This window comes from Alphaproteobacteria bacterium, from assembly GCA_041396705.1.
GTDB lineage: Bacteria > Pseudomonadota > Alphaproteobacteria > CALKHQ01 > CALKHQ01 > CALKHQ01.
This window is the reverse complement of the sequence record JAWKYB010000002.1, coordinates 651,098-673,430: the sequence shown is the minus strand read 5'-3', so window position 1 is coordinate 673,430 and position 22,333 is coordinate 651,098. Positions and strand designations below refer to the sequence as shown.

Genomic DNA, 22,333 nt, shown 5'->3' with positions numbered 1-22,333 from the left:
TCTGGGACTGTAGTGGGCAGCGATCAGCGACAGGGCGACCGACCATGCGGAAACGCCGCCATCCGGCACTCGGCCTGATTCTCGCGGTCCTCGTCGCGACGTTCGCGCACAACGGCGCCGAGGCGCAGCCCGGCCCCGGCGGCGTTGTCGGCGTGGCGCTGGTGATCGGCAACGAGGGCTACGACCACCTGCCTGCCGCGCCGGGTTCGACCGCCGATGCCGCCGTGGTCGCCCAGTTCCTGTCCGGCGCCGGCTTCCAGGTGCTGCGCTACGCCAATGCCAGCCGCGGCGAGATGCTTGCCGCCAGCCAGCGTTTCCTGCGCCTGCTGCCCGACGCCGACGTCGCCGTGGTCTATTTCGCCGGCCACATCCTCGACCTCGACGGCCGCAATTTCATGGTGCCGACCAATGTGCGCATCGCCGCGGCGACCGACCTGCTGACCGCCGGCGTCGCCGTCGACCCGCTGATCGAGCGTATCGAGCGATCAGGCGTGCACAGCGCCTGGTTCTTCCTCGAAGGCGGCGTCGCGCTGGCCCAGGCGGATGCCGGCGGCCTGACCGGCGCGATGGCGGAGCCGCGCGAGACGACGATTCCGGCGGCCTTCGCGCTGGCGGTCGAGCCGGGCAAGACCATCGTCGCGGCCGACCCGACGCTGGGCGACTTTACCGCCAAGGTGTTCGACTATGCCAACCGGCCGGGTGTCCAGTTCGAGGACGCGCTGGTCATGGCCCGCGACGAGATGGCGGAGCGGCGCGGCGTCGCGCCGCCGCCGTGGGTGCGCGAGACGCTGTCGGAGCCGCTGGCGCTGAACCCGGTGCAGGAGCCCGCGGTCAATGCACAGGAGCGCCGGGCCTGGGATCGCGTGCTGCTGCAGCCCACCGACGCCGAGCGGCTGGATGCGCTGAAGGAGTATCTGCAGGACTACCCGGCCGGCGCATTCACCACCGAGGCGCGCCAGATGCTGCTGCAGCTGCTGGCCAGCCAGCGGATGACCAGCGGCGCCGAAGCGGGCAGCCAGGCCGGCGGACAGGACGGGACGGCCGCGCCGCCGCAGAACCGGCCGCCGGAGATTGCTGCGATTCCGCCGGTCGACCTGGTCGCCGGCGGTGCGCCGGTGACCGTCGACCTGCCCGATCCGAGCGATCCCGACGGCGACGCGCTGACCATCGAGGTCGTGTCGCTGCCGTCGACCGTGGCGGTGACCGCCGGCGGCACCGCCCGTGCGCTGGGCGACCGCCGTACCGCGGCTCAGCTCGACAGCGTCGTGCTGACGCCCGGCGACACCGGCGACGTCGACGAGCTGTTGTCGCTGCAGATCGCGGACCCGTCGCAGGCGGCCGTGGTCGCCGAGATCGTGCTGCACATCGCCGCCCGGCAGAACCGTCCGCCGGTCGCGCTGGACATCCCCGCGATGACCGTCGCCGCCGATGCGACGCCGGTCCGGTTCTCGGTTCCGGCGCCGTCTGATCCCGACGGCGACGCGGTCACCGTCTCGGTCACCCAGTTGCCCCGCTTCGGCGAGATCCTGGCCGGCGGCGCCGCGGTCGCGGTCGGCCAGGAGCTCGCCGCCGAGGCCCTGGCGGCGCTGGAATACCGGCCGAAGCCCGGCCATTCCGGCGATGCCGGCGCGTTCGCCCTGCTCGCCCGGGACGCCCATGGCGGCGAGGTCGCCTTCAGCATGCCGGTCAGCGTGACGCCGGCACCCTCGGCCGAGGGCCGCGCCCTCTGGGACCCGGCCCAGGCACCGCGGGCGCAGGTGCGCTTCGCCCAGGTGGCGCTGCAGGCGCTCGGCTACTACGACGGCACGCTGGACGGCATCTACGGCCCCGGCACCCAGGGCGCCATCGACCGCTACCTGCAGTCGCTCGACCCGCCGGCCAGCGGCGGCATGACCCTGCGCCAGCGTGCCGAGCTGGCGGCGGCGGCGGCGGAAGCGATCGCCGACACGGCGCGCGCCACCGCGGCCAGCGCCGAGGAGGCGGCGACCAAGGCGCAGGCCCTGGCCGCGACCGACGACGCCATCGAGATCTCGTGGGCCGACGGCGTCTATCGCGGCGAGGTCAACGGCACAACGCTGGAGGGCTACGGCGTGCTGCAGGCCTCGAACGGCCAGAGCTTCGCCGGGTTGTTCGCCAACAACGAGCCGACGCTCGGCGTCCACCTGTTCCAGAGCGACAGCCGCTATGCCGGCGAGGAGCAGGCGCGCGTGCCGAGCGGGCTCGGCGTCTACGAATATCCGGGCGGCGTCGTCTTCGCCGGCGAATGGGTGGCCGGCGAGATCAACGGCCTCGGCGTCAGCGAATCGCCGGCCGGGGTCACCGTCAGCGGCGAGTGGAACCGCAACAGCCCGAACGGGAACGGCGCGGTCGTCGACGTGCAGAACGGCCGCCGGATCGGGGTGATGGACGCGGGGCGCTTCACCGCGCTCTACTGACCCCGGCCGCGGCGCGGCGCCCCGGGCGCCGGGGCACCGACCGCCTCCCGTTCCGGCAGCGAGGGAACCGTGCCGCCCGATCAGGCCCACCAGTCGCTGCCGTATCTGGGCCAGGCGCTGGCCTTTCTGGCCGCGGCCGCCGTGCTGCCGGCGCTGTGTCGCTGGCTGCGGATCAGCCCGATCGTCGGCTTCCTGCTGTTCGGCGTCGCCGTCGGGCCGGGCGTGCTCGGCCAACTGGTGCCGGCGCAGCCGTGGCTGCGCAGCGTGGTGTTCTCCGAAACCGAGCAGGTGCGCCTCTTTGCCGAGGTCGGCGTGTCGCTACTGCTGTTCACGCTGGGCCTGGAGCTGTCGTTCCGCCGGCTATGGACCCTGCGGCGTCTGGTGTTCGGGCTGGGTGGGCTGCAGCTGGCGCTGTGCGCGCTGGTGATCGCGGCCGCGGCGGCCGCGCTCGGACTCGACGGCGTCGCCGCCGTCATCCTGGGCGCCGCGCTGGCGCTGTCGTCGACCGCCATGGTGATGCAGCTGCTGGCCGAATCGCGGCGCACCACCACCCCCGTCGGCCGGCGCGCCTTCGCCATCCTGCTGCTGCAGGACCTGGCGGTGGCGCCGCTGCTGCTGGCAACGTCGCTGCTGGCGGTCGGCGACAGCGCGCAGGCGGAATCGGTGTGGCTGTCGCTCGGCGAGCTGCTGCTCGGCGGCGCGGTCATCGTCAGCCTGATCGTGGCGGCCGGCCGCTTCGTCGCCCGGCCGCTGCTACAGCTGGTCGGCGCCTCGCGCGCGCCGGACGCATTCATGGCCGGCACGCTGTTCATCGCCGTCGGCGCCTCGGTCGCGACCGCGGCGGCCGGCCTGTCGGCCGCGCTCGGCGCCTTCCTCGCCGGCATGTTGCTGGCCGAGACCGAGTACCGCCACCAGATCGAGGTCGACCTGGAGCCGTTCAAGGGCCTGCTGCTGGGCCTGTTCTTCGCCTCGATCGGCATGACCATCCAGCCGGCCGCGGTCTGGCCGCAACTGGGCTGGATCGCGCTGGCGATGGTCGGGCTGATGCTGGTCAAGGCGGCGATCGTCGCCGGTCTGGCCCGCCTGTTCGGGCTGGACTGGCCGCGGGCGATGGAAACCGGCGTGCTGCTGTCGCAGGCGGGCGAATTCGCACTGGTCGTGCTCAGCCTTGCCGGCAGCCAGGGGGTCGTCGAACCGGCGGTGGCCCAGGCGGCCCTGATCGTGGCGGCGCTGTCGATCATGGTGACGCCGTTCCTGGCGGCGCCGGCCGGCCTGCTCGCCACCCGGCTGGAGGCGCGGCGCGCCGCCGCCGATGCCGCGACGGCCGACGACGAAAGCCTGTCGGAGCACGTCATCGTCATCGGCTTCGGCCGGGTCGGCCGCCAGGTCGCGCGCATGCTCGAGGCCGAGGACATCCCGGTGCTGGCCGTCGACCGCAACCCGGGACGGGTCGCCCAGCTGCGCCGGGCCGGCTATGCCGCGATGTTCGGCGACGGCACCCGCCCCGACCTGCTGCGCCGGGCCGGCGCCGACCGGGCGCGCGCCGTCGTGGTCACGGTCGACGAGCCGCGCGCGACCGAGTCCATCGTGCGCGCGGTGCGCCGCGAATGGCAGACCCTGCCGCTGCATTGCCGCGCCAGCGACCGCGACGCCGCGCGCCAGCTGCTGGGCATCGGCGCCAGCCATGCCACGCCGGAAACGCTGGAATCGAGCCTGCAGCTGGGCGCCAGCCTGCTTTCCGCCTTCGGCGCCCAGGCCGAGGTGGTCGGCCGCCGGGTCGAGCAGGCGCGCGAGCAGTTCATGGAAGGGCGCGACGGTTCGTAACCGGGACGCCGGCCGCGTTCGCGCGCCCATTGCGGCCCCGCCGCGCAGGCCGTAAGACCTGGGCCTCCAACGAGAAGCCGCCACCAACCCGAAGCCGATTGGAAACGCCCCATGCGCCTGATCCAGTACACCACCGCCGACGGCAAGCGCGCCGTCGGCCGCATCGCCGGCGACGGTGCCGCGCTCGAGCGCCTTGCCGGCATCGAGACCACCTACCAGCTCGCCGGCCGCGCGATCGCCGAGCGTGCCCGGCTGGCCGACCTGGCCGCCGGCATCGCCAGCGCCGGCGGCGACGACTATGACGCGATCGTCGCCGAGCGGCGCCTGCTCTGTCCGGTCGACCACGCCGACGGCGCCCACTTGCTGGTGACCGGCACCGGGCTGACCCACCTCGGCTCCGCCGCCACCCGCGATTCGATGCACCAGAAGGTGACCGGCGCCGATGTCGAGACGCTGACGGACTCGATGAAGATGTTCCGCATGGGCCTCGAGGGCGGCAAGCCGGCGCCGGGCACCGTCGGCGTGCAGCCGGAGTGGTTCTACAAGGGCGACGGCAGCCTGGTCTCCGCGCCGGAGCAGCCGCTGGTGTCGCCCGCCTTCGCCGACGACGGCGGCGAGGAGCCGGAAGTGGCCGGCGTCTACCTGATCGGTCCCGACGGCACGCCGTGGCGGCTGGGCTTTGCGCTGGCCAACGAGTTCTCCGACCACGTGATGGAGCGGCAGAACTATTTGTGGCTGGCCCATTCCAAGCTGCGCACGCTGTCGTTCGGACCGGAGTTGCTGGTCGGCGACCTGCCGGCCTCGGTCGAGGGCACCTCGCGCATCCGGCGCGGCGAGCGGGTGATATGGGAGAAGCCGTTCCTGTCCGGCGAGGCCAACATGTCCCACACCATCGCCAACCTGGAGGCGCATCATTTCAAATACGATCTGTTCCGCCGGCCGGGCGACGTGCATGTGCACAGCTTCGGCACCGCGACGCTGAGCTTCGCCGACGGCATCCGGGTCGAACCGGGCGACGTGTTCGAGATCGAGGCGGGCTGCTTCGGCCGCGCCCTGCGCAACCCGCTGGCGGTCGCGGCGGCCGAACGGGTCGAAGTGCGCGCGCTGTAGGCCGACGCGCGTCGCCACAGAACGGCCCCTTTTTCATGCCCTGATCGATGTCCCGGGCGGCCCGCCGGCCGCCCGGCCACCGCGATGGCAGAATCGGGGGATTGGCCAATGACGGACGTGAGTCTCCACCGCCGGCAGGTGCTGCGCGGCATCGGCGCCGGCTCGGCGCTGGTCGGCGTGGCGCTGGCGACGCCGGCAGCCGCGGAAAAGGTCTGCGGCGCCTTCGACGGCTACGGGCTGCAGCAGTGCGAGGCTGGCATCAGCCGCGAGGTCGCCTCGGCCACGGCGGCCGCGGTCGGCAGCCAGCACCTCAACCAGTGGTGCTGGGCGGCCTGCATCGAGATGGTGTTCCGCTTCCACGGCTTCCACGTGCCGCAGGAGCGCATCGTCGAGGAAACATGGGGTGGCATCGTCAACATGCCGGCCTGGCCGGAGCAGATCCTCGGCAACCTGAACCGGCCGTGGCGCGACGACGGCGGCCGGCCGTTCGAGGTGGAATCCGACGCCTATACCGCAAACGAGTTCACGGCGGCGCAGGACCTGGCCGAGAACAAGCCGCTGATCATCGGCACCATGGGCCATGCGATGGTGCTGACCTCGATCCTCTACCGGCGCGACGCCCAGGGCAACGGCGAGGTCACCGGCGCGGTGGTGCGCGACCCGTGGCCAGGCGTCGGCCGGCGCCAGCTGACCGGCATGGAATGGCACGGCCGCGCCTTCCTGGCGCGCATCCGGGTCTATCCGGCCTGACGGCACGCAGCCGAAATCCGGTGCCGCGGCGGAACTGAATCCGCCTCGTGCGTTTCTCCTTGCATGGATCGCGTGCCGCGGGTCGGCCGCGATCCGGCAAACACCAAAGCTGAGGAGAACCACGATGAGGACATTCATCAGTCGCAGCGCCATGCTGGCTTCGGCCAGCGCGCTGGTCATGGCCGGCGGCGCCGCCCTGGCCGAGGACATGCCGCAGGCGGAGGCCGCAGCCGAAACCGAGGTGCTGGTCGAGGTCGGCAATCCGGGCGCCGACGGCGTGGTCGACCCCGACAATGTCGGGTCGGCGGTGCAGGCCCTGGTCGGCCGCGAGGCCGGCGACATCGCCGACATGGCGGTCTACAACGAGGCCGGCGACCTGATCGGCCATGTCGCCATGGTGGCGCGCAACGCCAATGGCGGCCTGTTCCTGATCGTCGGCTACGACGAAGCCAGCACGCTGGCCGGCGTCGGCGACCAGGCCATTCCGTTGACCCGCTTCGACTACAACGACGAGGCCGAGGCGCTGGTGCTGTGGGGCAGCCACGGCGCCGCGCCGGCGATGGCGGACCCTTATGGCGCGCGGGCACGGCTGTACAGCGTGGTCGCCGCCGACACGGTGATCGACGCGGTGGCGACGGATCCGGCGGTCTATCGCTGGGACGATGCGGCCGCCGACGAGGATGCGGTCGACCTGTCGGATATGGCCGAGGACGTGGAGGACGCGGTCGCCGACCTGTTCGGCAACGCACGGACGCTGATCGACGGCCGCGGCGTCGACGAGATCGTCGGGCTGGACATCCTCGACCGTGCCGGCGACGACATCGGCAGCGTCGAGGAGATCGCCCACAACGGCCAGGGCGAGCTGTTCCTGATCGTGTCGCTGGACGACGGCGTGCTCGGCATCGGCGACAGCGAACGCGCCGTCAGCCTGAGCGCGTTCGACTACGAGCCGGAGCGCGACGCCTTCGTGCTGCTCGACACGTCGGAAGCCGCGCTCGAGGCGATGCCGGAATGGGACACCGATACCCCCGGCTACACGGTGATCGAGTCCGACCTGGACTGGGCCGCCTTCAACTGACCGGCACCACCGGTCGCGGTGACGGTGCGCCGGTTCCGGCCGGCGCATCGCCCGCGCGCCCTCACGCCGCCCGCGCGCTTGTTCCGCCGAACGGGGCCAGGTTGGCGACGAACAGCCGGGCGCACGCGCGCCAGTTGAACCGTGCCGCATGCGCCCGGCAGGCCGCGCGCGGAATCGACAGCGCCGCCATGGCCGCCGCGGCGAGATCGTCGCCGAGCGCGCCGGCACCGCTGTCGCCGATGACGTCGAGCGGGCCCGGCACCGGGTAGGCCGCCACCGGAACCCCGCTGGCCAGCGCCTCCAGCATCACCAGGCCGAAGGTGTCGGTGCGGCTGGGAAAGACGAACACGTCGGCCATCCGGTAGTGCCGCGCCAGCGCCTCGCCGTGCTGGGCGCCGGCGAACACGGCCTCCGGGAAACGTGCGGCCAGCGCGGCACGCTGCGGCCCGTCGCCCACCACCAGCTTGGTGCCGGGCAGATCGGCGCCGAGAAACGCCTCCAGGTTCTTCTCCACCGCCAGCCGGCCGACGAACAGGAACACCGGGCGCGGCAGCGCCAGCGGCGGAACCTCGTCGTCTGCCAGAGGTCGGAACAGCGCCGTGTCGACCCCCCGCGTCCACGGCCGGACGTTGCCGAAACCGCGCCCCGCCAGCTCGCGCGCCAGCGAGGCGGTCGCCGCCATCACGCCGGCGCCCGCGCCATGGAAGCGCCGCAGCAGCGCGAACGACCAGGCGCGCGGCACGCCGAAGCGGGCATGCAGGTAGTCCGGGAAGCGGGTATGGAATGCCGTGGTGAACGGCAGCCGGTTGTCGAGGCAATGGCGCCGCGCGGCCCAGCCGAGCGGTCCCTCGGTGGCGATGTGCACCGCCTCGGGATCGAATGCGGCAAAGGCCCGCGCCACGCCGGCGCGCGGCCGCAGCGCCAGCCGGATCTCCGGATAGGTCGGGCACGGCAGCGTGGCGAAGCGGTCGGGTGCGACCAGCACGACACGGTGGCCGAGGCCGGCCAGCTCGCGGTCGAGCTGGCTCAGCGTGCGGACGACGCCATTGACCTGAGGAAGCCAGGCATCGGTGACGATGAGAATGCGCATTCCGGCTCCTCGAGCGAGATGCCATAACCGGCCAGCACGGTGTCGCGCGGCAGCGAGCGGCCGCGCGGCGCCGGCGCGGCGCAATGGGCGTCGGGCCTGAGGTCGGCCCAGCCCAGGATTTCGAGCCGGCCGTCCAAGTGTTCGACCAGCGCGGTGCAGCTCTCCACCCAGTCGCCGTCGTTGCAGTAGAGCACCCCGTCGATGGTGCGGATCTCGGCATGGTGGATATGGCCGCAGACCACGCCGTCGACCCGCCGCTGCCGCGCCGCGGCCGCCACCGCTTCCTCGAAGCGGCCGATGTACTGCACCGCTTCCTTCACTTTCAGCTTCAGGACGGCCGACAGCGACCGGTAGGGAAAGCCGAGCCGGCGGCGCAGGCCGTTGAAATGCCGGTTGAGCGCCAGCGCGGCGCCATAGGCGCCGTCGCCGAGCAGCGCCAGCCAGCGGTGGCAGCGCACCACGCCGTCGAACTGGTCGCCGTGCAGCACCAGCAGCCGGCGGCCGTCCGCGGTCCGGTGCACCGCGTCCTCGCGCACCTCGATGCCCTGGAAAAAGCGGCCGTCAAACCGGCGCAGCGCCTCGTCGTGGTTGCCGGGCACCAGCACCACGCGCCGGCCCAGCTCGGCCAGCCGCAGGAACGACCTGACCGCGCGGTCGTGCGCCGGCGGCCAGTACCAGCTGCGTTCCAGCCGCCAGCCGTCGATGATGTCGCCGACCAGATACCAGGTCTCGGCCTCGACATGGGCGAGGAAGTCGAGCAGCAGCTCGGCCTGGCAGCCGCGGCTGCCGAGATGGATGTCGGAGATCCAGACGGTGCGATATTGTCTGCGCGGCGAATGCGCGTTCATCGCCCGCTCCTGCGCTTGCTGTCGCCCGGCAACCCCCGCTCCCGATTCGGCCCTGGCTGAATCCGCCGGGACGGTGGGCAAGTCAACGGCCGAATTCAATGGAAATGATTCGTGTGAAAGCAAAATTCAAAAAATGTTCACACAGGACCATGAAACAGAACTGTCAATTTTCTCACAGTACTAGACGATATTACTTACATGTGCCCTCGGTCGACGGTTCCGCCGGGTCGCCGGCGCCGGCCCGGCGACGGGCGCGGCGGGCGTTTACAGCGGCCGCGCGAGCGTGCATATCGGCAGCCGATGGATAGCCCCTACCGCCCGGTCACGCCCCCGGCCGTCGCCGCCCCGCGGCTGTCGGCCCTGGTCGTTGCGCACGACGAGGAAGACCAGCTGGCCGCCTGCCTGGAACGGCTCGCCTTCGCCGACGAGCTGGTGGTCGTGCTCGACCGCTGCACCGACGGTTCGGAGGCGGTGGCGCGCCGCTTCACCGACCGCATCGTCGCCGGCGCCTGGCCGGTCGAGGGCGACCGCCGCAACACCGGCATCGATGCCTGCACCGGCGACTGGATCCTGGAGGTCGACGCCGACGAGCGGGTCACGCCGGAACTGGCCGCCGAGATCCGGACCGCGATCGCCGGCGCGCCCTACGGCTATTTCGTCGTGCCCTACGACAACTACGTCGGCGACCGGCTTGTGCGCTACGGCTGGGGCGCGCAGATCGGCGTCAGCGCCGCCATCCGGCTGTTCGCGCGGGGGGCGAAGCGCTGGGGACCGCAGCGGGTCCACCCCAAGCTTGCCCTCGACGGCGCCAAGATGACGCTGAACGCGCGCATGATCCATCATGTCGACACCGGCATCTCCGACATGCTGCACCGGCTCGACCGCTACACCACGCTGGCCGCGCGCGACATGCGTGCCAGCGGCGAGGTCGGGACATTGGGCCGCAACCTGCGCCGGATTTTCTCGCGCTTCTGGAAATGCTATGTCGCCCGCAAGGGCTATCGCGAGGGCCGCTACGGCATCCTGATCGCCCTGATGGCCGCGCTGTATCCGATCCTGAGCTATCTCAAGGCCACGCTGGAGGACGAGTGATCCGCCTGTTCCAGGCCATCGCCGGCGCCGAGCACGGCGGCGCCGAGGCGTTCTTCGTCAGGCTGGCCAAGGCATTGCAGGATGCCCCCGGGCCGGTCTCGGTGACCCAGCACATCGCCAGCCGGCCGCATGCCGCCCGCGTCGCCGCCCTGCGCGCGGCCGGCATCCCGGTCACCGAGCTGCCGTTCAGCGGCTGGCTCGACTTCACCACCCGGCGCGGACTGCGCGCGGAGATCTCGCGCTTCATGCCGCATATCGTGCTGACCTGGATGAGCCGGGCAAGCCACATGTGCCCGCGCGCTTCGCCTTCGTCGCCGTTCCTGCACATCGCGCGGCTGGGCGGCTACTACGACCTCAAATACTACCAGCACTGCGAGGCGCTGATCGCCAACACCCGCGACATCGCCGACTGGATCCTGCGCCAGGGCTGGCAGCCGGCGCGGGTGCACTACCTGCCGAACTTCGTGACGGTGGAGCCGGGCGCCCCGGTCGCGCGGGCCAGCCTGGACACTCCGGCGAAGGCGCCGCTGGTGCTGGCGATGGGCCGCCTGCACGCCAACAAGGCGTTCGATATCCTGATCCGTGCGGTCGCGACCATGCCGGGCGTCTATTGCTGGATCCTGGGCGAGGGCCCGGAGCGGGCGCGGCTGGAGGCGCTGGCGGCCGAGTGCGGCGCCGCCGACCGGGTGCGGCTGCCGGGCTGGCGCGACGACGTCGCCGGCTACTACCGCGCCGCCGACGTGTTCGTCTGCCCGTCGCGGCACGAGCCGCTGGGCAACGTGGTGCTGGAGGCCTGGGCGCACGAGAAGCCGGTGCTGGCGGCGGCCAGCGTCGGGCCGAGCGCGCTGCTGGAGGACGAGGAGACCGGCCTGCTGGTCCCGGTCGACGACGCCGAGGCGATGGCGGTCGGGCTGACCCGCCTGATCGAGCAGCCGGCGCTGGCCAGGCGGCTGGCCGCCGGCGGCCACCGGGTCTACCGCGCCGCCTACACGCCCGACGTGGTGGTCGCGCAGTATGTCGAACTGTTCCGCCGCCTGCTCGACGCGCGCGGGATTCGCCTGGGCGGAGAAAGCTGATGTGCGGCATCGCCGGGGTGATGCCGACCAGCGACGGCCATTCCCACGACGCCATCCTGGCCCGGCTGGGCGACGCGCTGGCCCACCGCGGGCCGGACGGTCGCGGCACCTACCAGGCCGACCGGGTGGCGATGGTGCAGACCCGGCTGGCGATCATCGACCTGCAGACCGGCGACCAGCCGCTGCACGGCCCCAACCACACCACGCTGATCGCCAATGGCGAGATCTACAACTACCGCGAGCTGCGCGCCGAGCTGGGCGAGGACCGCTTCGCCACCCGCTCCGACTGCGAGCCGCCGCTGTTCCTCTACGCCGACGGCGGCACCGGCTTCGCCGACCGGCTGCGCGGCATGTACGCGCTGGCCATCCACGACCGGCCCAGCGGCCGGCTGGTGCTGAGCCGCGACCCGTTCGGCATCAAGCCGCTGTACTACGCCGAGCACCGCGACCACTTCGCCTTCGCCTCCGAGCCGCAGGCGCTGGTCGCCGCCGGCCTGGTCGAGCGGAATGAGGAGCCGCTGGCGCGTGCCGAGCTGCTGCAGATGCAGTTCTCCACCGGCGCCAACACGCCGTTCGCCGGCGTCAAGCGGCTGCTGCCCGGCGAGACGGTGGTGGTGGCCGGCGGCCGCGTGCTGGAGCGCAGGCGGCGCAGCGTGCTGCCGGTCGAAGGACCGCGCCCGATCGACGAGGCGGCGGCGCTGGCCAGCCTCGACCGCGTGCTGATGGAAAGCGTCGACCTGCACCAGCGCTCGGACGTGCCCTATGGGATGTTCCTGTCCGGCGGCATCGATTCCAGCGCGCTGCTGGCGGTGATGGCGCGGCTGAACGATCGGCCGGTGCGGGCCTACACCGCCGGCTTCCGCGGCGCCGACGTGCACGACGAGCGCGCACGCGCACGTGCCACCGCCAAGGCGGCCGGGGCCGAGCATGTCGAGGTCGAGATCGGCGAGGACGACGTCTGGCGCCATCTGCCGCGCATCGCCGCGGCGATGGACGACCCGGTGGCGGACTACGCGGTGATCCCGACCTACCTGCTGGCCGCGCGGGCGCGCCAGGACCTGAAGGTGATCCTGTGCTGCGAGGGCGGCGACGAGCTGTTCGCCGGCTACGGCCGCTATCGCAGCGCCGTGCGGCCGTGGTTCTGGGGCGGGCGCGGCATGCGGGTGAAGGGCATGTTCGACGGCCTGGACGTGCTGCGCAGCCAGCCGGCCGGCTGGCGCGACGGCATGGACGCCGCCGAGACGCTGGCGGCCAGCCACGGCGCGCTAACCCGGCTGCAGGTGGCGCAGATGATCGACTTCACCGACTGGCTGCCCAACGACCTGCTGACCAAGGTCGACCGCTGCCTGATGGCCCATGGCGTGGAGGGGCGGGTGCCGCTGCTGGACCCGGCGGTCGCGCAGTTCGCCTTCGCGCTGCCCGACCGGCTGAAGGTGCGCGGCCGGCTCGGCAAGTGGCTGCTGCGGCACTGGCTGGAAAAGGCGCTGCCGGAGGCCGACGCCTTCGGCCGCAAGCGCGGTTTCACCGTGCCGGTGGCGCAATGGCTGCGCGGCCAGGGCAAGCGCCTCGGCCCGCTGGTCGCGGCCCAGGCCGGCGTCGCCGCGCTGTGCCGGCCGGACGCGGTGACCCGGCTGTTCGACAGCGACGACAAGCGCCACGGCTTCGCCGCCTGGACCCTGCTGTTCTACGCCCTCTGGCACCAGCGCCACATGGTCGGCGTCGAGCCCGGCGACGCCGATACCTTCGCCGCGCTGGACTCGGCCCGGGCCGACGCATAGTTCTGAGCCACCGCACGGCCGCGCGACCGGCCGCCATTCCGTCGGGAGATTCGCCATGACCGCCTGCATCGTCGGCTGGGCCCATTCCAAGTTCGGCAAGCTGGCCGACCAGGACGCGGAATCGCTGATCGTGCGCGCCGCCGCCGATGCCATCGCCGACGCCGGCATCGGCCCGGACGACGTCGATGCGATCTATCTCGGCTGGTACAACGGCGGCTTCTCGGCACAGGACTTCGGCAGCTCGCTGGTGCTGCAGGCCGACGACCGGCTGCGCTTCAAGCCGGCCACCCGGGTGGAGAACGCCTGTGCCACCGGCAGCGCCGCCATCCACCAGGCGCTGAACCAGATCGAGGCCGGCCGCGGCCGCATCGTGCTGGTGATCGGGGTGGAGAAGATGACCGACACGCCGGGCGACAAGGTCGGCGGCATCCTGATGCAGGCCTGCTATCGCAAGGAGGAGGCCGAGCTCGAGGGTGGCTTTGCCGGCGTGTTCGCGCGCATCGCCCAGCTCTACTTCCAGAAATACGGCGACCAGACCGACGCGCTGGCCCACATCGCCGCCAAGAACCACCGCAACGGCTGCGCCAACCCGCTGGCCCAGCTGCAGAAGGACCTGGGCGTCGACTTCTGCCGCACCGTCTCCGACAAGAACCCGATGGTCGCCCCGCCGCTGAAGCGGACCGACTGCAGCCTGGTCTCCGACGGCGCCGCCGCGGTGGTGCTGGCCGACATGGACACGGCGCTGGCAATGGACAAGGCGGTGGTGTTCCGCGCCCGCAGCCAAGTCAACGACTACCTGCCGATGAGCCGGCGCGACATGACCCGGTTCGAGGGCTGCGCGCTGGCCTGGTCGCGCGCGCTGGACCAGGCCGGGCTGGCGCTTGACGACCTCAGCCTGGTCGAGACCCACGACTGCTTCACCATCGCCGAGCTGATCCAGTACGAGGCGATGGGTCTGGTCGGGCCCGGCGAGGGCCACCGCGCCGCGCTCGGCGGCTGGACCGAGAAGGACGGCAAGCTGCCGGTCAATCCCTCCGGCGGACTGAAGTCGAAGGGCCACCCGATCGGCGCCACCGGCGTGTCGATGCACGTGATGGCGGCGATGCAGGTGACCGGGCGCGCCGAGGCGATGCAGGTGGCCGACGCGCGGCTGGCCGGCGTCTTCAACATGGGCGGCGCCGCCGTCGCCAACTACGTCTCGATCCTGGAGGCGCTGCGCTAGGCGCTCCGCCTACGCGAACAGGATGCCGCCGGCCGCGTCGTCGTGGTCTTCCAGAGCGAACAGCGGCCGCAGCGCCGCGTCCAGAACGACGGTGTAGACGACCGCGACCTGGTTGACCTGGACGATCAGGGCACCGCCATAGAGCAGGTCGTTATAGCCGCCGCCGTCGAGCGGCCCGCCGCCGGTCCAGCCGAACGCGAGAGCGATTGCGCCGGCCGGGCCGGGCTTGCCAGACGGCAGCGGGCCATGGCCCGGAACGCCGTCGCCGGTCCTCGACCAGTCGAGGTCGGGGCCGAGCAGCTCGTGCCGAGGATCGGGATATCGGGGCATGGTTGCCGCTCCGCCGCAGGACAGGATCGCGAAGCGGCAGCACTAGGGCGGGCCGGCCGGGGCCGGAAGCGCATGATCTGTAGCTGCCCGAGCGGGCGCGGCGGTCAGGCCGCCGGGCTGAAGCTTTCCGCCGTCGCGGCCTGCCAGTGCGCGGCGAACGAGGTCGCGCCGGGCTCGTGCAGCAACTGGCCGGGCTGCAGGAACTCGTAGATCTGGTCCATGGTCTTCACCTCGACCGGGCTGACCCGGTGGTAGATGTGCTTCGGCTCCAGCGCGGCCGGGCTGTCGAGCCGCGCCGCGGCGACCAGCTCGGCCAGGGCGGAGACGGTGTGGCGGTGATAGTCGGCGACGCGCTTGGCCTTCTCCGGCACCACGATCGCCCGTTGCAGCGCGGCGTCGTGGGTGGTCACGCCGGTCGGGCAGCCACCGGTATGGCAGCGCAGCGACATCACGCAGCCGGTGGCGAACATGAAGGCCCGTGCCGCGTTGCACCAGTCGGCGCCAAGGGCCAGGTTGGCGGCCATGCCGAAACCGTTGACGATCTTGCCGCTGGCGGCGACGCGGACATGCTCGCGCAGGCCGCTGCCGACCAGCGCGTTGTGCACGAAGATCAGCCCCTCGCGCAGCGGCGCGCCGACATGGTCCGACAGCTCCTGCGGCGCCGCGCCGGTGCCGCCCTCGGCGCCGTCGACGACGACGAAATCCAGCAGCGTGCCCGACTTCACCATCGCCTTGCACACCGACAGGAACTCCCAGGGATGGCCGATGCACAGCTTGATGCCGACCGGCTTGCCGCCGGCCAGCTCGCGCAGCCGCGCCGCGAAGTCGAGCAGCTCCAGCGGCGTCGAGAAGGCGCTGTGCCCGGCCGGCGAGACGCATTCGGTCCACACCGGCACGTCGCGGGTGGCCGCGATCTCCGGCGTCACCTTCGGGCCAGGCAGCACGCCGCCATGACCCGGCTTCGCTCCCTGGCTTAGCTTGATCTCGACCATCTTGACCCGGTCGTCGGCGGCGCGCTCGGCGAACTTGTCCGGGTCGAAGCCGCCGTCGGCGGTGCGGCAGCCGAAATAGCCGGAGCCCAGCTCCCAGACCAGGTCGCCGCCGTGCCTGCGGTGATAGGGCGAGATGCCGCCCTCGCCGGTGTCCTGGTAGAAACCGCCCATCTTCGCGCCCAGGTTCATCGCCTCCACCGCCCGCGCACCGAGCGAGCCGAAGCTCATCGCCGACACGTTCAGCACCGAAGCGGAATAGGGGCGGCCGCACTGCGGCCCGCCGACGCTGACGCGGAACGGCTCCTTCGCCTTCGGCAGCGGCGCGATCGAATGGGTGATCCACTCGTACTCGGCGGAATAGGCGTCGAGCTCGGTCCCGAACGGCTGGACGCCCGGCGCGTCCTTGGCCCGTTCGTAGATCAGCGAGCGGGCATCGCGGTGGATCGGCCGCCCCTCCAGGTCGCTCTCGACGATGTACTGCCGCAGATAGGGGCGCAGATCCTCGAACAGCCAGCGCACATGGGCCAGCAGGGGATAGTTGCGCAACAGCGCGTGGCGGCGCTGGACCAGGTCCCAGATGCCGAGCAGGGTCAGCGGGGCCAGCAGGATCAGCGGCCACAGGAAGCCGGGATGCAGCGCCACGGCCAGCACCGCGCAGGCAATGGTCAGCACTACGACCAGGCCGAACAGCCACAGGCGCATGGCCAGCTTGACCGGATCCAGCGACCGCGCCCGGCCGGCCGTCTTCGTCTCGCTCACGCCCACCTCCCCGCCCGAATCGCAGCCGCACCTCTGGCAGGCTACGCCGCGCGGCTGCGGGACGGGAAGCCGAAGTCGGCCCACCGGGGGGCGGTGGGCCGACCGGCCGCCCGTTGCAGCGTCCCCGGCTGCAACGGGCTCGGCGTGCGCGCGGACGGCGGCATGGCAGGCAGAATTGCCGCGTCGTCCGACCCGGCCGTTGCCGGGTGCGCCGCCCTTCGCTGCGGGGTGCGCGCCTCGGCCCGCACCCCGGACATGGCTGGAGTCGGTGCCCGGCTCAGAAGCTGGGCGTCGACGGGTCGCGCTGCGGCGTCGGCAGCTGCGGCAGGTCCGGCACCACCGTGCGACCGCCGGTGCCGACCAGCTCTGGCAGCCGCAGGCTGTCCGGAATGGCGAGGCCCGGGTCGCGGGTGGCGTCGAGGCAGCCGGGCAGGGTCATGTTGACCTCGGCAAGGGTCGCGGCCGCGCAGCCGACGGTGCTGTCGGCATTCTCCCAGCACACCATGCAGTCGTCGCCGATACAGGCAACGCCGTGACCGGCACAGGGGTCGTCGGCCCGGGCGGTGTTGAGCGCGGCCATCCCGATCGTCAACAGGGCGGCAGCGGTGGAAATCATAGTCTTGCGCATGGTCCAGTTTCCGTTCATGCGATTGCGTTGCCACTGGGTCGCCGGAGAACTGAACAAGGTTCAAAAAAACTTTGGCGATTGGACGCCGGCAGAGAAACGCCTATTTTCGCGCGATGACGCACACGGCGCCCCGCCGAATTCGCGACCCGCGCCGGCTGTGGCTCGGCCTGGCCCTGTTCGCCTGTTCGATCGTCTTCGGCTTCGGGCTGGCGCTCTGGGTCGCGCTGCTGGGCGGCGATGCGGCGCTGGCGGCGGGCTGGCGCTTCGCGGTCACCTGCTTCGGCGGAAGCGTCTGAGCCAGGCCAGCGGGCGGCCGTCGATCGCGGCGAGCCCGCAGGCGATCAGGCCGATCCCGGCGGCGTGGCGCAGGGCCAGCACCTCGCCCAGCACCAGCGATCCGAGCAGGATCGCGAACACCGGCACCAGCAGGGTGACCAGCGCCAGGTTGGTGGCGCCCGCCGATGCCAGCAGCCGGAAGAACAGCACATAGGCCAGCGCGGTGCAGACCAGGCCCAGCCCGGCCAGCGCCGCCCACGACTGCACGTCCGGCATCGGCAGCAGCCAGGGCCGGTCCACCGCGGCCGCCAGCGGCAGCAGCATCAGGCTCGACGCGGTCACCTGGCCGGTGGCGACCACCAGCGGCGGGCGCCCGCGGAACCGGCGGCCGAACACGCCGGCGCAGCCATAGCACAGCGCCGCGCCGACCACCGCCAGTTCGGCCAGCAGCTCCGAGCCCAGTCCGCCCAGCAGCGACGGGCCGATCATCACAGCGACCCCGGCGAAACCGATCGCCACGCCGGCCAGCCGATTGCCGGTCAGCCTTTCGTCGCGGGTGAAGGCGTGGGCGATCAGCATGGTCCACAGCGGCGTGCTGGCGTTGAGGATCGCGGCCAGGCCGCTGGCGATCTTCGTCTGGCCGAGCAGGATCAGGCTGAACGGCAGCGCATTGTTGATCGCGCCCATGATCAGCAGCATCGCCCAGCTGCGGCCGTCGGTCGGCAGGGCCAGGCCGAGCGCCCGTACCAGCACGTGCAGCGCCAGCGCGGCGATGCCGACCCGCGCCGCCACCACGGTGAACGGCGGCAGTTCCATCAGCGCCACCGCGTTCAGGAAGAACGAGCCGCCCCAGATGGCGGACAGGACGACGAGCACGCCCCACTCGGCAACGCCCATCGTCCGGTTGATCGCATTGTCCGCTGCCACGCCCGCCCCGCCCCGTTCCGACCGCGGGCCGACATTAGCCTCCGCCGCCGCCCGCGCATCCCGGAACTTGCGGCCGGCGCCGACGGCGGCGACACCGGCGCAACGCGGCCGAACCCGTGGCATTTGAAAGGCTTTTTAAACGAATACTAAATAAAATCAAAACGATAGGGCTCGGTCGTGGACCGGCGTTAAGCCATAACTTAGCGGTCCGAGATCAGGTTTGATCGAGCAGGCGCGCCGGCTTGCATGTCGCAGGTCCGGCGTCGCATCGAACATCAGGGCAGGTATGCCATGACGAAGCAAAACATTCCCGCCGATCCCCGCGCCGCGCGCCGATCCGGGCTGCGATGCGCGCTGAGCGCGTGCTGCACGCCGCTGCGCCGCTTCCTGCGCGACCAGCGCGGCGCGGTCGCCGCCACCCTGGCGGTCTGGATCCTGCCGCTGGCCGCCGCCACCGGCGTCGCGGTCGACAGCGGACGCGCGCTGCTGGTCAAGCACCGGCTGACCGACGCCCTCGACGCCGCCACGCTGGCCGCCGGCCGCTCGTTCGACGAGGACGAGCAGGACGAGTTCATCGAGGCCTATGTCCGCGCCAACTTCCCCAACGACTATCTCGGCGCCGACACCGTCGACTACACCTTGACCCGCGAGGACGAGGGCACGCGCCTGATCGCCGAGGCCTGCGTCAACATGAACACGACGCTGATGGCCGTGGTCGGCCAGGACGAGATGACCGTGTGCGCGCGCAGCGTGGTGCAGCGCGAGACCCGCGGGCTCGAGCTCGTGCTGGTCATGGACAACACCTGGTCGATGAATTCGGGCGGCAAGATGCAGGCGATGAAGGACGCCGCCAACGAGCTGATCGACAGCCTGTACGGCGACGACGAGACGCTGGACGACCTCTATGTCGCGGTGGTGCCCTATGTCGCGGCCGTCAACGTCGGCAGCAGCCACACCGGCTGGCTGTCGAACTACAACGCATCGCTGTACAGCACCCAGGGCTGGCGCGGCTGCGTCGAGGAGCGCGACGGCGCCAACGGGCTGACCGACGCGCCGCCGTCGACCCAGAAGTTCCCCCAATACTACTGGCAGTCCGGCCAGAGCTGGTACAACTTCAACAACTGGCCGCCGATCGGCGGGTCGAACGACAACGGCCCGAACAAGGCCTGCCCGGCCGCGATCACGCCGCTGATCCAGTCGAAGACCGCGATCCACGCGGCGATCAACGCGATGGCGCCGAAGCTGAACGGCACCACCAGCCATGTCGGGCTGGTCTGGGGCTGGCGCGTGGTGTCGCCGCAGTGGCGCGGCCTGTGGACCGGCTCCGTCGACGTGGCCAACCTGCCGCTCGACTACAACACCGACAACATGGAAAAGGTCATCGTCCTGCTGACCGACGGCCAGAACTACTGGTCCGGCTACGGCTCCTACTACAACGCCCACGGCTACATCTGGAACGCGCGCCTCGGCACCACCAGCTGGACAGTGGCGATGGACGTGATGGACCAGCGCACGGCACAGATCTGCGAGAACATCAAGGACACCGGCATCATCCTGTACACCATCCTGTTCCAGGAAAACGACGCGGACACCGATGCGATGTACGAGGCCTGCGCGACCACCGGCAACCACTACTACAACTCGCCGACCAACGAGGATCTGCACGTCGCGTTCCGCAAGATCGCCGGCGAGCTGAGCAACCTGCGCATCGCCGAATAGCGCGAAACCGACAGCGAGACACGAGGCGGCCGCGGGTCGGTGCCGGGGGGAAACTGGCGCCGACCCGCATCTCGCTTCCGGCCGCGGCTCCGGCCCGCCCGCCCGGCCGACCATTGGGGGTCGGTCGGCCGAGGCGTTGGGCGGACGGGCCGGATCGGCTACAGGCCCGAGAACCAGTTATAGCCCTCGCGCTCCCAGAAGCCGTCGATCGGGTCGTTGGTCACGGTCAGCTGGACCACGTGCTTCGGGTTCTTGAAGCCCAGCTTGGTCGGCACCCGGATCTTCATCGGAAAGCCGTATTGGCGCGGCAGCACGCCGTCGCCGAAGCCGAACGCCATCAGCGTCTGCGGGTGCAGCGCGGTCGCCATGTCCAGCGAGGTCTCGTAGCGGTCGGCGCACAGGAAGGCGACATAGCGCGCGCTCAGGTCCGCCCCGATCCGCTCCAGGAAGGTGCGCAGCGGCGTGCCGGACCACTTGCCGACCGCGCTCCAGCCCTCGATGCAGATATGGCGCGTCACCTGGCTGGTCTGCGGCAGCGCGCGCAGCGCATCGAGGCGCCAGCGCGACTTGTCGGCGACCAGGCCTTCGACATAGAGCTCGTAGCCGGCTTCGGCGATCGTCGGCGCCTGTTCCGGCCCGTAGAAGGCGTTGAACGGGAACGGGTCGTCGATCGCCGATTCCGGATAGGTCTCGGCCATCCGCTCCGGGTCGAACAGCCAGGCCTGAACCCGGTCGTTCCATTCCGACACGCGGCGCAGCGCCTCCTCGGCCGACGGCCCGTCGATCACGTCGCAGCCGACCAGCGCCGCCATCGCGCCCAGGCTGGTGACCCGGGCGAGGAACCGGCGGCGGGTGCTGCCATCGAGCCCGCGGGCGGCATCGCCGATCAGGTCGCGCGCGTCGACGCCGGCGCGCGGGCGGCGTTTCGGTTCGGTCGCCATCGCGTCCTCCGTTACCGGCCCAGCGTCATCAGGCGCAGGGTTCGCGGCACCAGCAGCGCCATGGCCACATGGACCAGGACGAAGCCGACCACCGCGACCATCGCAGCGAAATGCACGATCCGGGCGAAATCGAACCCGCCGAACAGCCAGGCCAGGCCGTGCAGCTGCACCGGCTTCCACAGCGCCAGCCCGGACAGCACCAGAACGACCAGCGCCGCCAGCACGCCGGCATAGAGCACGCGCTGCACGCCGTTGTAGCGGGCCGGGTCGGCATGCAGGCCGCCGCCGCGCAGCGCCGCCCGCAGGTCGGCCACGAAGCCGCGCGGCGACAGCGGCAGAAGCTTGCGGCGGTAGCGGCCCGACAGCAGGCCGAAACCGATCATCGCGACCAGGTTGGCGGCGAACAGCCACATTGCCGCGAAGTGCCACAGCAAGGCGCCGCCCAGCCAGCCGCCGATGGTCATCCAGTCGGGGAAGTCGAACGGCGCGATCGGATAGGCGTTGTGGATCTCGAGGCCCGAGCCGACCATGACCAGGACGGCGAGCGCGTTGATCCAGTGCATCGCCCGCACCGCCAGCGGATGGATCGGGCGCGAGGATTCGGTGGACATGGAGCAGCCTCCGTCCGGCCGGCCGGTCGAATACGGCGGGGGACAGGGGCGGGGCCTCCCGGTCAAAGGCCCCGCCCCGCCATCGCTCGCGACGGCCCCTCAGCGGGCCGCTGCTGCCTCAGTTCGGCAGCAGGACGCGATCGATGGAGTGAATGACGCCGTTCGACTGCATGACGTCATAGATCGTGATGTTGGCGACGCCGCCGTTCTCGTCGCGCAGCAGGATGTTGACCGGCCCGTTCATCGTGGCGGTCAGCGTGTCGCCCGACACCGTGGTCAGCTCGGCGGTGCCGCCGCTGGCCTGGATGATGCTCTGCAGCTCCAGATAGGTCAGGCGCATCGGCACCACGTGATAGGTCAGCACGTGGGTCAGCATGGCCTTGTTCTCGGGCTGCAGCAGGTTCTCCACCGTGCCGGCCGGCAACGCGTCGAAGGCGGCGTTGACCGGGGCGAACACGGTGAACGGGCCCTCGCCGTTCAGCACGTCGACCAGGCCCGCAGCCTGCACCGCGGCGACCAGGGTGGTGTGGTCCTTCGAGTTGACGGCGTTCTGCACGATGGTCCGGTCCGGATACATCGCCTCGCCGCCGACCATCACATTGGCCAGCACGGGAAAGGCCAGCACGCAGGTGCCGGTTGCCAGGATCGCGGCACGCAGGGAGTTCTTGAACACGGTCGTTCTCCATCGGTAGCGGCGGCGGCGCAGCGGCGCGACCGGCCCGCCTGGTTGGACTTGCCGCCGGGGCCGTCGTCCGGCCGTTCCGCGGCAGGCGCCTTCTGCAGCGCTTGTCCCGAACAACGGCAGGCGGCCGGGCGGCGGATGCAGCCGGATGCGCGAATTCCGATT

20 protein-coding genes are annotated in these 22,333 nt (G+C 71.5%); 11 read left to right on the top strand and 9 right to left on the bottom strand.

Going from position 1 to position 22,333, the window contains the following annotated elements; genetic code table 11:
* Positions 1-44: 44 nt before the first annotated feature.
* The 5 genes from R3F55_03125 (at position 45) to R3F55_03105 (ending at position 7,197) form a co-directional block, all read left to right on the top strand.
* Positions 45-2,435, top strand: coding sequence for a caspase family protein (locus R3F55_03125; GenBank protein ID MEZ5666424.1), 2,391 nt, complete (start codon positions 45-47; stop codon positions 2,433-2,435).
* Between the two features lie 69 nt (positions 2,436-2,504).
* Entirely contained in the window at positions 2,505-4,259 is a 1,755-nt protein-coding gene (locus tag R3F55_03120; GenBank protein ID MEZ5666423.1) for a cation:proton antiporter, read from the top strand.
* A gap of 111 nt (positions 4,260-4,370) precedes the next feature.
* Positions 4,371-5,369 carry an AraD1 family protein gene (gene araD1, locus R3F55_03115; protein ID MEZ5666422.1) on the top strand — a complete coding sequence of 333 codons (999 nt, stop codon included), beginning with the start codon at positions 4,371-4,373 and terminating at the stop codon, positions 5,367-5,369.
* 108 nt (positions 5,370-5,477) lie between these two features.
* Positions 5,478-6,119, top strand: coding sequence for a papain-like cysteine protease family protein (locus R3F55_03110; protein MEZ5666421.1), 642 nt, complete (start codon positions 5,478-5,480; stop codon positions 6,117-6,119).
* A gap of 124 nt (positions 6,120-6,243) precedes the next feature.
* On the top strand, positions 6,244-7,197 hold the full coding sequence (locus tag R3F55_03105; GenBank protein ID MEZ5666420.1) for a hypothetical protein: 954 nt from the start codon (positions 6,244-6,246) through the stop codon (positions 7,195-7,197).
* Positions 7,198-7,258: 61 nt separating this feature from the next.
* Here the strand turns inward: R3F55_03105 and R3F55_03100 are convergent, their stop codons facing one another.
* Complete coding sequence (locus tag R3F55_03100) at positions 7,259-8,287, bottom strand: glycosyltransferase family 1 protein (protein MEZ5666419.1); 1,029 nt, start codon at positions 8,285-8,287, stop codon at positions 7,259-7,261.
* Positions 8,224-9,135, bottom strand: coding sequence for a UDP-2,3-diacylglucosamine diphosphatase (locus R3F55_03095; protein MEZ5666418.1), 912 nt, complete (start codon positions 9,133-9,135; stop codon positions 8,224-8,226). Before R3F55_03095 ends, R3F55_03100 begins: the two co-directional genes overlap by 64 nt.
* Before the next feature lie 300 nt (positions 9,136-9,435).
* Here R3F55_03095 and R3F55_03090 point away from each other — a divergent pair, with 300 nt between their 5' ends.
* The 4 genes from R3F55_03090 to R3F55_03075 are packed head-to-tail and all read left to right on the top strand — an operon-like array spanning position 9,436 to position 14,303.
* Positions 9,436-10,227, top strand: coding sequence for a glycosyltransferase family 2 protein (locus tag R3F55_03090; GenBank protein ID MEZ5666417.1), 792 nt, complete (start codon positions 9,436-9,438; stop codon positions 10,225-10,227).
* Positions 10,224-11,303 carry a glycosyltransferase gene (locus R3F55_03085; protein ID MEZ5666416.1) on the top strand — a complete coding sequence of 360 codons (1,080 nt, stop codon included), beginning with the start codon at positions 10,224-10,226 and terminating at the stop codon, positions 11,301-11,303. The genes R3F55_03090 and R3F55_03085 overlap by 4 nt, the downstream gene beginning before the upstream one ends.
* A complete protein-coding gene (gene asnB, locus R3F55_03080; protein ID MEZ5666415.1) occupies positions 11,303-13,081 on the top strand; it encodes an asparagine synthase (glutamine-hydrolyzing) in 1,779 nt (592 codons plus the stop codon). The genes R3F55_03085 and asnB overlap by 1 nt, the downstream gene beginning before the upstream one ends.
* A gap of 55 nt (positions 13,082-13,136) precedes the next feature.
* Entirely contained in the window at positions 13,137-14,303 is a 1,167-nt protein-coding gene (locus R3F55_03075) for an acetyl-CoA acetyltransferase (GenBank protein ID MEZ5666414.1), read from the top strand.
* A 9-nt stretch (positions 14,304-14,312) separates the two neighbouring features.
* Here the strand turns inward: R3F55_03075 and R3F55_03070 are convergent, their stop codons facing one another.
* The 3 genes from R3F55_03070 to R3F55_03060 all read right to left on the bottom strand — a co-directional run bounded on the left by R3F55_03070 (position 14,313) and on the right by R3F55_03060 (position 17,012).
* The gene (locus R3F55_03070) at positions 14,313-14,633 is read right to left on the bottom strand and encodes a hypothetical protein (protein MEZ5666413.1); all 321 of its coding nucleotides are present in this window, start codon (positions 14,631-14,633) and stop codon (positions 14,313-14,315) included.
* 104 nt (positions 14,634-14,737) lie between these two features.
* On the bottom strand, positions 14,738-16,327 hold the full coding sequence (locus R3F55_03065) for an FMN-binding glutamate synthase family protein (protein MEZ5666412.1): 1,590 nt from the start codon (positions 16,325-16,327) through the stop codon (positions 14,738-14,740).
* A gap of 334 nt (positions 16,328-16,661) precedes the next feature.
* Positions 16,662-17,012: a hypothetical protein gene (locus R3F55_03060; GenBank protein ID MEZ5666411.1), complete on the bottom strand. Its 351-nt coding sequence runs from the start codon at positions 17,010-17,012 to the stop codon at positions 16,662-16,664.
* 113 nt (positions 17,013-17,125) lie between these two features.
* On the opposite strand from R3F55_03060, the gene R3F55_03055 reads away from it, so the two are divergent.
* A complete protein-coding gene (locus R3F55_03055) occupies positions 17,126-17,308 on the top strand; it encodes a hypothetical protein (GenBank protein ID MEZ5666410.1) in 183 nt (60 codons plus the stop codon).
* Here R3F55_03055 and R3F55_03050 read toward each other — a convergent pair.
* Positions 17,283-18,215, bottom strand: coding sequence for a DMT family transporter (locus tag R3F55_03050; protein MEZ5666409.1), 933 nt, complete (start codon positions 18,213-18,215; stop codon positions 17,283-17,285). The genes R3F55_03055 and R3F55_03050 overlap by 26 nt on opposite strands.
* A 291-nt stretch (positions 18,216-18,506) precedes the next feature.
* Here R3F55_03050 and R3F55_03045 point away from each other — a divergent pair, with 291 nt between their 5' ends.
* On the top strand, positions 18,507-19,934 hold the full coding sequence (locus tag R3F55_03045) for a pilus assembly protein TadG-related protein (GenBank protein ID MEZ5666408.1): 1,428 nt from the start codon (positions 18,507-18,509) through the stop codon (positions 19,932-19,934).
* A 158-nt stretch (positions 19,935-20,092) separates the two neighbouring features.
* Here the strand turns inward: R3F55_03045 and R3F55_03040 are convergent, their stop codons facing one another.
* The 3 genes from R3F55_03040 to R3F55_03030 all read right to left on the bottom strand — a co-directional run bounded on the left by R3F55_03040 (position 20,093) and on the right by R3F55_03030 (position 22,132).
* Positions 20,093-20,875, bottom strand: a complete 783-nt coding sequence (locus R3F55_03040) for a molybdopterin-dependent oxidoreductase (protein MEZ5666407.1) — start codon at positions 20,873-20,875, stop codon at positions 20,093-20,095.
* A gap of 11 nt (positions 20,876-20,886) precedes the next feature.
* Entirely contained in the window at positions 20,887-21,486 is a 600-nt protein-coding gene (locus R3F55_03035; GenBank protein ID MEZ5666406.1) for a cytochrome b/b6 domain-containing protein, read from the bottom strand.
* Positions 21,487-21,604: 118 nt separating this feature from the next.
* Entirely contained in the window at positions 21,605-22,132 is a 528-nt protein-coding gene (locus R3F55_03030; GenBank protein MEZ5666405.1) for a fasciclin domain-containing protein, read from the bottom strand.
* Positions 22,133-22,333: the final 201 nt, after the last annotated feature.

What these genes read in the sequence shown, in the direction of transcription:
- R3F55_03125 (MEZ5666424.1), top strand. Translation starts at nt 45, where the DNA reads ATGCGGAAACGCCGCCATCCGGCACTCGGCCTGATTCTCGCGGTCCTC.
- araD1 (MEZ5666422.1), top strand. Translation starts at nt 4,371, where the DNA reads ATGCGCCTGATCCAGTACACCACCGCCGACGGCAAGCGCGCCGTCGGC.
- R3F55_03110 (MEZ5666421.1), top strand. Translation starts at nt 5,478, where the DNA reads ATGACGGACGTGAGTCTCCACCGCCGGCAGGTGCTGCGCGGCATCGGC.
- R3F55_03105 (MEZ5666420.1), top strand. Translation starts at nt 6,244, where the DNA reads ATGAGGACATTCATCAGTCGCAGCGCCATGCTGGCTTCGGCCAGCGCG.
- R3F55_03100 (MEZ5666419.1), bottom strand. Translation starts at nt 8,287, where the DNA reads ATGCGCATTCTCATCGTCACCGATGCCTGGCTTCCTCAGGTCAATGGC.
- R3F55_03095 (MEZ5666418.1), bottom strand. Translation starts at nt 9,135, where the DNA reads ATGAACGCGCATTCGCCGCGCAGACAATATCGCACCGTCTGGATCTCC.
- R3F55_03090 (MEZ5666417.1), top strand. Translation starts at nt 9,436, where the DNA reads ATGGATAGCCCCTACCGCCCGGTCACGCCCCCGGCCGTCGCCGCCCCG.
- asnB (MEZ5666415.1), top strand. Translation starts at nt 11,303, where the DNA reads ATGTGCGGCATCGCCGGGGTGATGCCGACCAGCGACGGCCATTCCCAC.
- R3F55_03075 (MEZ5666414.1), top strand. Translation starts at nt 13,137, where the DNA reads ATGACCGCCTGCATCGTCGGCTGGGCCCATTCCAAGTTCGGCAAGCTG.
- R3F55_03070 (MEZ5666413.1), bottom strand. Translation starts at nt 14,633, where the DNA reads ATGCCCCGATATCCCGATCCTCGGCACGAGCTGCTCGGCCCCGACCTC.
- R3F55_03065 (MEZ5666412.1), bottom strand. Translation starts at nt 16,327, where the DNA reads ATGCGCCTGTGGCTGTTCGGCCTGGTCGTAGTGCTGACCATTGCCTGC.
- R3F55_03060 (MEZ5666411.1), bottom strand. Translation starts at nt 17,012, where the DNA reads ATGCGCAAGACTATGATTTCCACCGCTGCCGCCCTGTTGACGATCGGG.
- R3F55_03055 (MEZ5666410.1), top strand. Translation starts at nt 17,126, where the DNA reads ATGACGCACACGGCGCCCCGCCGAATTCGCGACCCGCGCCGGCTGTGG.
- R3F55_03045 (MEZ5666408.1), top strand. Translation starts at nt 18,507, where the DNA reads ATGACGAAGCAAAACATTCCCGCCGATCCCCGCGCCGCGCGCCGATCC.
- R3F55_03040 (MEZ5666407.1), bottom strand. Translation starts at nt 20,875, where the DNA reads ATGGCGACCGAACCGAAACGCCGCCCGCGCGCCGGCGTCGACGCGCGC.
- R3F55_03035 (MEZ5666406.1), bottom strand. Translation starts at nt 21,486, where the DNA reads ATGTCCACCGAATCCTCGCGCCCGATCCATCCGCTGGCGGTGCGGGCG.